Raw genomic sequence first — 12,198 nt, forward strand, 5'->3', positions numbered from 1 at the left:
CATGGATATGCGCAAGGGTGGATTGGGGGTCAGCAGCAACGATTCGGGTTCCTATTCGGACCTCAATCGCCTGAACCAGCTCAAGGTCGGCGACAAGAACAGCGACGGCAACATGCGTAAGGTTGCGCAGGAATTCGAGTCGCTGTTCCTCGGAGAAATGCTCAAGTCCATGCGCTCGGCCACTGAAACGCTGGGCCAGGACAATCCGCTCAACACGCCGGCAGCCAAGCAATATCAGGAAATGTACGACCAGCAGTTGGCCGTTTCCATGTCCCGTGAGGGGGGTGGTATTGGTCTGGCTGACGTGCTGATGCGTCAGATGTCGAAGAACAAACCGATGGCCCCGGGCGAGGCCGCTGCCGCGTCAGCCGCCAAGCAAGCTGCCGCGAAAGCCGCCGTGGAAACCCCGATTGCCGCCGGTACGGTCGCCACCAACGGGCCGTTGTCGCGCCTCAATGGCGAGCGTCCGTTGTGGGCTTCGCGCTCGGTGAAGTCGGCAAGTGCGGGTGAGGGCACTCATCGCAATGATATGGCGCTGATCAATCAGCGACGTCTGGCGCTGCCGCCGAAACTGGCCGACCGCTTGCTCGCAGGGCTGGTGCCGTCGGCATCGACCGCTGCCGCGACTGCCACGACGGCGCAGAACAGCATCCAAATGCCGCAGAGCACCAAGACCGGTGCCGGCCCCCTGTACAACGGCGATTGGCTGGCTTCGCAAACGGATGCGACATCCAGCGGGCGCCTGCAGATTTATGGCCGTGCCATGGCGCAAATACCGCTGGCGCCGGCGAAGAAAGCGTTCAGTTCCGCCGACGAATTCGTCAACACCATGCTGCCGATGGCCAAAGAGGCCGCCGAACGCATTGGCGTCGATCCGCGTTATCTGGTGGCGCAGGCCGCGCTGGAAACCGGATGGGGCAAATCGGTCATGCGCGCCCAGGATGGCAGCAGCAGTCACAACCTGTTCGGCATCAAGGCCAGCAGCAGTTGGAAGGGCGAATCGGCGCGGGCCATCACCAGCGAATTCAGGAATGGCGAGATGGTCAAGGAGACGGCGCAGTTCCGTTCCTATGATTCTTACAAGGACAGCTTCCATGATCTTGTGACGCTGCTGCAAACCAACAATCGCTATCAAGATGTTGTGAAGTCGGCCGATAACCCAGAACAGTTTGTGCGCGAGTTGCAAAAGGCCGGTTATGCAACCGACCCGGACTACGCAAGCAAGATTTCGCAGATAGCCAAGCAGATGACGAGTTACCAGAACTACGCTGCGGCGGGCGCTACCACCACGCCTCTATAGGCATAAGCTATAAGGTCTGAACCATGAGTTTGCTCAACATCGGGATGTCGGGGCTGTCAGCCAGCCAATCGTCGTTGATGACGACGGGTAACAACATCGCCAACGTCGATACCGCGGGTTACTCGCGTCAGCAGACCGTGCAGGGCACCAAAGCCTCGCAGCAGTTCGGCAATGTCTACATCGGCACCGGCACGACCCTGGCCGATGTACGTCGGGTGTACAACAGCTACCTTGACGCCCAACTGCAGACCACCACGTCGCTGAACAGCGATTCGGCCGCGTACCTGGGGCAGGTCACGCCGCTGGACACGCTGCTGTCGGACAGCGGCACCGGCCTGAACGGTGCACTGACCAAGTTCTTCGCCTCGGTGCAGAACGTCAACGCCAAGCCGGGTGACGACGCTTCACGCCAGTTGCTGCTCAGCGATGCCCAGGCCTTGAGCAACCGTTTCAATTCAGTGTCCAGCCAGTTGAACGCGCAGAACGCGAACATCAATGGCAACCTGACGAACATGGCCGATCAGGTCAACAAACTGGCCGCCACCGTGGCGCAGTTGAACCAGAAGATTTCCGAAATTTCCAGCTCCGGTGGCATGCCGAACGAGCTGCTCGACGCCCGTAACGAGACCGTGCGCCAGCTCTCGACCTTTACTGGCGCGCAGATCGTCGAACGCGAAGGTAACGTCGATATCTATCTGGGCAGCGGCCAGCCGCTGGTCATGGGCAACACCGTCAACAAACTTGAAGTCGTGCCGGGCAAAGACGACCCGAACCGCTTGGCGCTGCAACTCAATCGTGGTTCGAGCACCATCGATATCACGTCGATCATGACCGGTGGCGAAATCGGCGGTTTGCTGCGCTATCGCAGCACCGTGCTCGACCCGGCCATGAACGAACTGGGTCGCGTCGCTCTGGTCGTCGCCGGTCAGATGAACAGCATTCAGGCCCAGGGCATCGACAAGAACGGTGACTTCGGTTCGAACCTGTTCAACAGCATCAACAGTGCCGCGCAGATGGCTCAGCGCAGCATCGCCTCCGGTAATAACAGCGTGGGCTCGGGCAACTTCGATGTCAGCATCGAAGACACTGGCAAGCTGACCATCAACGATTACAAGGTGACGTTCACCAGCGCCACCGACTACACCGTGCAGCGCCTGCCAGACAACACTGCCATGGGCAGCTTCAGCACGCTGACCACGCCACCGCTGGTGATCGACGGTTTCTCCTTGACGCTTGCCGGTGGCACTGCCGCCGCTGGTGATACCTTCAAGATCACCCCGACCCGCAACGCGGCCACCAACATCAAGACCGAGATGACCGACTCCAAACGTCTGGCCATCGCGGCACCGTTGGGCGCTGCCATTGCAGCGAGCGGCAGTGGCAGCGGCACCCTGACGATCCCGGCCAGCGGTCAACCGACCCTGACCACCCAGTTCGATATCTACGACGCGGCGACCACCACCGCGATGCAGAACGGCCTGAAAAACTCCACGCCGACCAAGGTGGTATTTGGTGCGGTGTCCGCCGACGGCACCAGCCAGACCTACCAGTTCCTGGATGCCAAGGGCGGGTTGATCAGCAGCGGCACCATCAAGCCAGGTGAGAGCAACACCCTGAACCTGAGCATTCCGCTCAAGGATGCCACGGGGGCGCCGATCCCACCTGCGCCTGCCACTCAGTACACCGCAGCCTTCAGCATGACCATCGCTGGCTCCCCGAGCAACGGTGCCGGGATCAACGTCTCGCTCAGTCAGCCGGGCAGCCTGGACAACCGTAACGGTACAACCCTGGCCGGTTTGCAGACCGCGCAAACCGTGGACACCGGCTCCGCCAGCAAAGGCATTTCCCTGAACGACGCTTACGGCAAACTGGTCGAAGGCGTTGGCTCCAAGGCCGCCCAGGGCAAGCTCGACAGCGCCGCGACCGAAGCCATCCTGGCGAACGCCAAAGGTGCGCGCGACTCGCTTTCGGGTGTCGACCTCGATGAGGAAACCGGCAACCTGGTCAAGTATCAGCAGTACTACACCGCCTCTTCGCAGATCATCAAGGCTGCGCAGGAAATCTTCAGCACCCTGATCAACAGCATTTAAGGAGTCGTAGCCCATGCGCATTTCTACCGCCCAGTTTTACGAGTCCTCGGCTGCGAACTATCAGAAGAATTTCGCGAATGTGGTCAAGAGCAGCGAAGAGGCCAGCAGCCTGGTTCGCGTGAACACGGCTGCTGATGATCCGGTCGGCGCTTCGCGCTTGCTGCAATTGGGGCAGCAGGCTTCGATGCTCGATCAGTTCTCGAACAACATGACAACGATCAAAGCTACGCTTGGCCAGACCGAAGCGGTGATGACCAGCATCAACAACGTGCTGCAGCGCGCCAAGGAACTGGCCCTGGGCGCCGGCAACGCCGGTTATACCGACGCTGACCGCCAGGCCAACGCCTCTGAGCTGGGTCAGATCGAAGAGCAGCTGCTGAGCCTGATGAACACCAAGGACGAAAACGGAAAATACATCTTCTCCGGATCCAAGGGCGATATCGCACCGTTCTCGCGTAATACCGATGGCAGCTACACCTACAACGGTGATCAGGTCACGCTGGACCTGCCGATTGGCGATACCCAGTCGATGGCCACCAACAGCACTGGTTGGGATGTGTTCCAGCAAGCCATCAACACCAGCCGCACCCAGACTACAATGACCTCGCCAGCCGTCGATGACGGTCGTGTGGTGCTTTCCAACGGTCAGGTGGGCTCCGACGTTACCTACAACGCCAAATTCCGCAGTGGCGAACCGTACACAGTGAATTTCGTCAGCGACACGCAGCTGCAAATCACTGACTCGCTGGGTAACGATGTCACCGCCGAGGCCAGTCAGAACGGCGTGTTCAGTTCCACCGGTGGTGCGGCCACGCAGACTGTCAACTTCCGTGGCGTCGATCTGAAGTTGAACATTAACCTGCAAGCGGGTGACGTTCCGAGCACGGTGATCACCGGGCACAGTTTCACCCTGGCGGCCAAGCCGGACAGCTTCACTGCGTCCCGCAGCCCAGGTAACCCCTCGGCGGCGCTGGTCACCGGGACGGCGGTCACCAATAGCACCGACTACCACGCCAGTTTCCCGGGTGGCGGCGCGATCCTCAAGTTTACCAGTGCCACGGATTACGATTTGTATGCCACGCCTCTGACCGCTAACAGCACACCGATTTCCAGCGGCACAATGGCGGGTTCCACGGCAACAGCGTCAGGTGTCTCCTTTACTTTGGCCGGTACACCGGCGGCGGGAGATCAGTTTTCCGTTGCGGTCAACACTCACCAGACGCAAAACGTTCTGGACACTGTCAGTCAGCTCAAAACAGCTCTGTCGACGCCGACCAACAATAATCCGATAGCCATTCAGAAACTGAACGCGGCAATCGGCTCGGGTGTTGGCAACTTGTCCAGTGGCATCGACCAGTTGGCGTCGGGTCTCAGCTCCGTGGGTGGTCGCGGCTCATCATTGGTCACCCAGACTGACATCAACCAGAGCCTGGCACTGGCCAATACGCAGACGCAGGGTGCGATTCGTGATTCGGACCCTGCCGAAGTGATGACCCGTCTGACGCTGCAGCAAACCATGCTTCAAGCCTCGCAACTGGCGTTCAGCAAAATTGCTCAGTTGGGGTTGTTCAACAAAGTCTGAGTCAAGGCCCTCGCGATGTTGTCGCGGGGGCTAAAGACTGCTGAGTGCAAACCGTCTTTTTTCAGCGGTTCCGGGAACTCCACTTGTTTAGAGTGAGGTCCCGCCGCTCGAGAGTTCCCCCGCCGTGAAACCAGCTCCTCTTGTCACCATCGCCATCCCCGCCTTCAACCCGCAGTTCTTCCAGACGGCACTGCAAAGCGCGCTGAATCAGACCTACGCCAATCTTGAAGTGATCGTCTGCGATGACAGTGGTGGCGACGAGATCCGTAAGATCGTCGATGCCTGTGAGGTGCCTGTCTCGATTCGCCTGCGTTATGTGCGCAATCCGCAGCGCCTGGGTTTTCAGGCCAACCTCATGGCCTGTGCGCAAGAGGCCAGCGGTGACTATCTGAAGTTGCTGTGCGACGACGACCAGCTACTCCCTGAATGCATCACTCAACAGATCGTCGGCTTCATCGACCACGAAGACGTCAACCTGGTGACCGGCCAGCGGCAGTTTTACGACGGTGATTACATCCTGCTTTCTGACCGTGTGGAAAATTGCTGTTTTTCCACGGGTGTCACCTTGTTCAAGGGTGAGGATCTGCTGGGCATTCTGGAAAGCAGTCTGGTCAATTTTCTCAGTGGCCTCAGCGGGGCGTTGTTGCGAACCCGGCATGCGCTGGAATATTTGCCGGCCCTGACTCAGATTGGCGAAGGCTTTATCGCGTGTCTGGACTTCGCCTTGTTTGCCTGCCTGCTACGGCGTGGCAATCTGGTGGTGGTGGGGCAGGTGTTGAGCCTTGAGCGTTTGCATCCGGCGCGGCTGAGCGATCAGACACCAGTCAAGGCTGCGGTAATGACCGAGCTCGACTGGCTCAAGCAAATGCTTGCCTTGCGCAGTGGTGAGCCGGCGCCTGCGCCGGGCTGGGTACGTTATCAGGCACTGGCCGATGCGACTGAGGGGCACGCCTATGCCTGGGAAGAAACCGCGCTGGGACGACAACTGGGCTTCATTCAAACGATGGTGCACACCCGGGTAGGCGTCAAGAGCGACAGCTTTGCCGACATGTACCGGGAATGGCTGTCGTGCCGTCGTTTGAAACCGGCTCAGCAACGTTTGCTCGACACCCGTTTGCAGGGTTGGAGCTGGCGTCCGCGCATCGTGCCGATTGTTCTCGACAGCGAAGGCGATGTTCCGGCGCTGGAAGAGACGCTCAAGAGCATTCGTCATCAGACCTACGCCGCCGAGCACGTGGTAGTGCTGTCCCAATTACAGCACGCGCCATTCGACGGTGTGCGTCATATACGTCTGGATGATGAACCGGTTGCCCAGTTCAATCGCCTGCTGGCCCAGTTGGATAACGCAGACTGGATCTATCTGGTTCGCGCGGGTGATCGCTTGAGTGAAGTGGCATTGCTGTTGCTGGCAGAGCGCATGGTGGAAATGCCTGACGTGCGTTGCCTCTACAGTGATGAGGGCGGATTGCGTGATGACGTCTCGGTCGAGCCGGTGTTCAAGCCCGACTTCAACCTGGATCTGATGCGCAGCTATCCCTATGTCGGCCGGGTGCTGGCCCTGCAGCGGCAGCGGATTATCGAACTGGGTGGCATGCAAGACGGTTTTGGCGAGCTGGGTGTGCATGATCTGGTCTGGCGACTGGTGGAGAGTAACGGGCCACATGCGATTGGGCACATCGCTGAAGTTCTCGTGGAATCTGCTCTGTGTCTCTCCCAGTGGCTCACGCAGCCGCAGATTATCGAGCAGAACCCTCGCGTGCTGGCCGCGCACCTGCAGCGGCTCGGTGCACCACACCGGATTCGCCCTGGCAGTCAGCCGATGATCAATCGTGTGGACTACCTGCATGATGAGCCGGCCATGGTCTCGATCATCATTGCGACCCGCGATGAATTGGGTTCCCTGGAGCGTTGCGTCGAAAGTCTGTTGGAGAAAACCGCCTGCCAACGCTATGAAGTTCTCATTGTCGACAATGGCAGTACTGCCGTTGATGCCTGCAACTGGCTGTCGGCCATGGAGCAAATGGGCAGTGACAAACTTCGGGTGTTGCGCTGTGATCATGGTGACAATCTGGCGGCAGTGCAGAACTTCGCTGCCGGCCACGCCCGTGGCGACTATCTGTTGTTTCTCAGTCCCTACAGTATCGTTGTGAGCCCTGATTGGCTCGACGAGTTGCTCAATCACGCTCAGCGTCCTGAAGTCGGTGTGGTCGGCGGTCGGCTGGTGAGTCCGCAAGGGCGTATCGAGGGCACGGCCCAGGTACTGGGGTTGCGGGGGGCGGTCGGTGTTCCCAATCGTGGTGAGCTGCTCAACACGCCGGGTTACATGCAGCGCCAGCAGACGGTACAGAATTTCAGTGCCGTGGGCATCGATTGCCTGCTTGTGCGCAAGAAGGTTTTTGATGATCTGCACGGCCTGGACGAGCAGAATCTGGCGCAAGCACTCAATGGCGCTGACTTTTGCCTGCGTGTGAAGCAAAGCGGATACCTGGTGGTGTGGACTCCCTACGCCGAATTGATGCGAGTGGTTCCATCCTCTGCCTTCACTCCCGCTCCCAGGGTGTTGCAGGCCGAGCAGAAAAACTTTTACCAGCGATGGTTGCCAGTGATAGCCAGGGATCCGGCCTACAACCCTAATCTGAGTCTGGGCACCAGCAACTTCAGTTTGGAGCCGGGATTCAAGGATGGCTGGGACCCGTTCTCGCGTCAGCTTTTGCCCAAGATTCTGGCGATTCCAATCAATACCACCGCAGTGGGCCATTACCGGGTTGCCCAGCCGTTCCGTGAGTTGGAAGCGGCCGGGCGCGTGGTGGGGCACCTGAGTTATCACACGCCGACAGACATTGACCTTGAGCGGTGCTCCCCCGACGTGATCGTGTTGCAGGGGCGCTATAGCCAGAATGCGGTCGATGAAGTTGAACGAGTCAAAAACTGCTCGCACGCTTTGCGCATCTTCGAACTTGACGATTATGTGATTGATGTCCCGAAGAAGAACGCGCACCTGCGCAAGGCTGAGGTCGGGGTCGATAAAATAGTGCGCCGTGGCATAGGGCTGTGTGACCGGGTTGTGGTCTCGACTCAGCCCTTGGCTGACGCTTTGCGGGACATGCATCACGATATCCGGGTGGTCCCGAACATGCTTGCGCCACATCTCTGGACCGGGCTCACCAGTCAGCGCCGCACCTCTCGCAAACCTCGCGTGGGTTGGGGCGGCGGGACGAGTCATGATGGAGACCTGGCGATCATTGCGGACGTGGTACGCCTGCTTGCCAACGAAGTCGAATGGGTGTTCTTCGGCATGTGTCCGCCGGCTTTGCGTCCGTTTGTCCATGAGTTCCATCCCAGCATCGGCCTGGAGGCCTATCCGGCCAAACTGGCCAGCCTGAACCTCGATCTGGCACTGGCTCCGCTGGAGTTTCACATCTTCAATGACTGCAAGAGCAACCTGCGTCTGCTGGAGTACGGCGCCTGCGGTTACCCGGTGATTTGCACCGACACTGAAGCCTATCGCGGCTATCTGCCCTGCACCAAGGTCGTGAGCAACAGCACCGAGGAATGGCTCGAGGCAATCCGCATGCACCTGTCCGACCCTGATGCGAGCTATCGCATGGGCGATGCGCTGCGTGAGGAAGTGCTGCGCGATTACATGCTCAAGGGCAACAATCTCAACTACTGGGCCGAGGGCTGGTTGCCTGACTGATCGGGCATGGATGTACACCTACAGGCGGCCTTGGGCCGCCTGTTTTGTTTGTACCGATCGCGTTATGAATGTTTCGGTGGAGGTTCAAGCTTTGTGTCGTTTGTGTCGATAAATCGCCACAGCTTCGTTTATTGAAAGACTCACCAGCGACCTGCGTTTGCAGGTCGTCGTGGCGGCAGGTATCTGGTTCAACAATATGGCAAGGAAGAAGTCGAAATGGCAGTGATAAACGGGACAAACGGCGTGGATACGCTGACAGGTACCAGTGGGGATGATGAGATCTATGCCTTGGGTGGCAATGATGTGATCAAAGGGAGTGCCGGTGCGGACAAGCTGGATGGCGGCACCGGTACCGACACGGTCGATTACTCGACGTCGGCCGCCGGGGTGAACGTTGAGGTCCGTTTTGGCACAGGCATGGCCGGGTGGGGTGGCGATGCTGAGGGGGATACCCTGACCAGCATCGAAACCGTCATCGGTTCGGCGTTCAATGACACGTTTGCCGTCGGCCCGGATCACACCGCACCCAAGATCACGCTGGAAGGCGGTGCCGGTGACGATATCTACTACATCAACAACGGAGCTACAGCGTCCATCGTCGAACTGGCCGGTGGCGGCAATGACGAAGTGCGCGTGTCGGTGATTAACCCCGCCGGTACCGTCCTGGCGACGAACGTCGAGCGTTTGACCTATACCGGCAGCCAGGCCTTCACCGGTTATGGCAATGCCAGCGACAACCTCATCACTGGCGGTTCGGGCAATGACACGCTGTACGGTGGCGCCGGTGCCGACCAGTTCATCGGCGGTGCCGGGCTGGACACCGTGGGTTACACGGACAGTACGGTCGGCGTGACGGTCAATCTGAAAACCGGTGTGAATACCGGGATCGCAGCGGGTGATACCTACACCGACATCGAAGCGATCAAAGGTTCGAACTACAACGACACCTTTGTCGGCGATGGCCGGGGCATGGACTTCGACGGCGGGGTTGGTACCGATAAGGTCGATTACTCGACGTCGGCCACCGGGGTGAACGTTGAGGTCCGTTTTGGCGCGGGCCTGGCCGGCACCGGTGGCGATGCCGAAGGCAGCATCCTGACCAGCATCGAGAACGTCATCGGTTCGGCGTTCAATGACACGTTCGCCGTCGGCCCGGATCACACCGCACCCAAGATCACGCTGGAAGGCGGTGCCGGTGACGATATCTACTACATCAACAACGGAGCTACAGCGTCCATCGTCGAACTGGCCGGTGGCGGCAATGACGAAGTGCGCGTGTCGGTGATTAACCCCGCCGGTACCGTCCTGGCGGCGAACGTCGAGCGTTTGACCTATACCGGCAGCCAGGCCTTCACCGGTTATGGCAATGCCAGCGACAACCTCATCACTGGCGGTTCGGGCAATGACACGCTGTACGGTGGCGCCGGTGCCGACCAGTTCATCGGCGGTGCCGGGCTGGACACCGTGGGTTACACGGACAGTACGGTCGGAGTGACGGTCAATCTGAAAACCGGTGTGAATACCGGGATCGCAGCGGGTGATACCTACACCGACATCGAAGCGATCAAAGGTTCGAACTACAACGACACCTTTGTCGGCGATGGTCGAGGCACGGACTTCGACGGTGGAGTCGGTACCGATACGGTCGATTACTCGGCGTCGGCCGCAGCGGTGAATGTTGATATCCGTCTGGGCATGGGCCTGGCGGGCACCGGCGGCGACGCCGAGGGCAGCACCCTGACCAACATCGAAAGAGTCATCGGTTCGGCGTTCAACGACAGCTTCACCGTTGCATTGGGCGGGATAGCATTCGAAGGCGGTGCCGGGGACGATATCTACTACATCAACACCAGCGCCACGCCGAGCATCGTCGAGCTGGCCGATGGCGGCACCGATGAAATGCGCGTGTCGGCGGTCAACCCCAATCACACCTTCATGGCCGCCAACATCGAGCGCCTGACCTTCACCGGCAGTGGCGCGTACACCGGTTGGGGCAACGCCAGCGACAACATCATCACCGGCGGCTCGGGCAACGACACGCTGTACGGCGGCGCGGGCGCCGACCAGTTCATCGGCGGTGCCGGTTATGACACGGCGGGCTATAGCGACAGCACCGTAGCGATGATCATCAACCTGAAGACCGGTGTGTATTCCGGGATTGGGGCGGGCGATACCTTCACCGACATCGAAGCGATCAAGGGGTCGAGCTACAACGACATTTTCTATGGCGGTACCGCTGCCATGGGCCTGGACGGTGCCGTTGGGCAGGATCTGGTCAGTTACGAGCTTTCGGATGCCGCGGTGACCATCGACCTGACCACCAATGCCAACGCTGGAGATGCCGCGGGCGACACCTTCACCAACATTGAGATCTTCCAGGGCAGCAACTTTGATGACACGTTGTCGGGTTCGCGGTTCGGTGACGTCTTTATCGGTGGTGCAGGTGCGGATGTGATTGACGGCCGCGAGGGTCAGGACAGCGTCTTGTACATCACCAATACCACCGCTGTGAACATCAACCTGCAGACCAACGTCAACCAGGGCGGCGACGCTCAGGGCGATGTGCTGCGCAACATCGAGCGCGTAGTGGGCAGCCACTTCAATGACACCCTGACCGGTGATGCCAACGTCAATTACCTTGAAGGTGGGTTCGGTGACGACGTCATCTATGGTGGCGACGGCAACGATTACCTCTACGGAGGGCTGGTGTCCCAGATCGGGCCATTTACCCTTGATGGTGTGATCAATGGGCCGCAGGCTGACACCTTATATGGCGGTAATGGCAACGACACCATCGTCACTGCTGCCAACGATGAGGGCAGCCGGGCCTATGGTGAAGCGGGGGGCGACGTTATCACGGTGACTCATGGCATGGCCGATGGTGGGGACGGTGGCGACTTGCTGACCGGCACGGGCGCCGGTTTCTCGCTGTTTGGCGGTGCCGGGGATGACAATCTGGTGCTGCAAGCCAGCGGGTCGGCCTTTGGTGGTGAGGGTGACGATACTTACAACGTCAACACCTCGGCATTGGTGACGATCCAGGATGACGGTACCAGCCGCTCCGACAAAATAGTGCTGTCGTACATCAGCAGTGCCGAACTGCTGGTTGATCGCGTCGGTGATGACCTCTACCTGCACCGATCGAGTGTTAGTCCAGGACAGGTTCCGCAGGAAGGTGTACAGCTCAAGGACTGGTTCGCTGGCTCCGATACCATCGAGCAAATCCAGACGGCGGACGGACAGCTCTTCAACTGGCCGGCCAACAGTGATGCGTTTGCCATGTTTGGCTGAGACATGAATCAAGCGCCTTCTCTCCTGCAACGGGATTGAAGGTGCCCGCTTTACGCTTGGGGACGAACCCGGTCTGCATGATCCGGATTCGTCCCTTTTTTGTGCCTGCTATTTGGATTCATGAGCTGGCGCGTTTCCTGCAGGTCCCCCTCATATCGCCATAAAACGAGCGCTTGCGGCCGGTACGCCAGCGCCTGACACGGCAGAGCGTTTTAGCCAGACAGCCCGCAAAAGCTTG

The 12,198-nt window shown here is 59.5% G+C and carries 5 protein-coding genes; all 5 read left to right on the forward strand.

What is annotated here, in order from left to right:
* Position 1: 1 nt before the first annotated feature.
* The 5 genes from flgJ (at position 2) to PMI27_RS06315 (ending at position 11,960) form a co-directional block, all read left to right on the forward strand.
* The gene (gene flgJ / locus PMI27_RS06335; protein WP_008146770.1) at positions 2-1,300 is read left to right on the forward strand and encodes a flagellar assembly peptidoglycan hydrolase FlgJ; all 1,299 of its coding nucleotides are present in this window, start codon (positions 2-4) and stop codon (positions 1,298-1,300) included.
* A 23-nt stretch (positions 1,301-1,323) separates the two neighbouring features.
* Entirely contained in the window at positions 1,324-3,390 is a 2,067-nt protein-coding gene (flgK, locus tag PMI27_RS06330; protein WP_008146768.1) for a flagellar hook-associated protein FlgK, read from the forward strand.
* A 13-nt stretch (positions 3,391-3,403) separates the two neighbouring features.
* Complete coding sequence (locus PMI27_RS06325) at positions 3,404-4,972, forward strand: flagellar hook-associated protein 3 (protein ID WP_008146766.1); 1,569 nt, start codon at positions 3,404-3,406, stop codon at positions 4,970-4,972.
* A 124-nt stretch (positions 4,973-5,096) separates the two neighbouring features.
* Positions 5,097-8,669, forward strand: a complete 3,573-nt coding sequence (locus PMI27_RS06320; protein ID WP_008146764.1) for a glycosyltransferase — start codon at positions 5,097-5,099, stop codon at positions 8,667-8,669.
* Positions 8,670-8,885: 216 nt separating this feature from the next.
* Positions 8,886-11,960, forward strand: coding sequence for a beta strand repeat-containing protein (locus tag PMI27_RS06315; RefSeq protein ID WP_024164593.1), 3,075 nt, complete (start codon positions 8,886-8,888; stop codon positions 11,958-11,960).
* Positions 11,961-12,198 lie beyond the last annotated feature (238 nt).

It is taken from the genome of Pseudomonas sp. GM41(2012), assembly GCF_000282315.2.
Taxonomy (GTDB): domain Bacteria; phylum Pseudomonadota; class Gammaproteobacteria; order Pseudomonadales; family Pseudomonadaceae; genus Aquipseudomonas.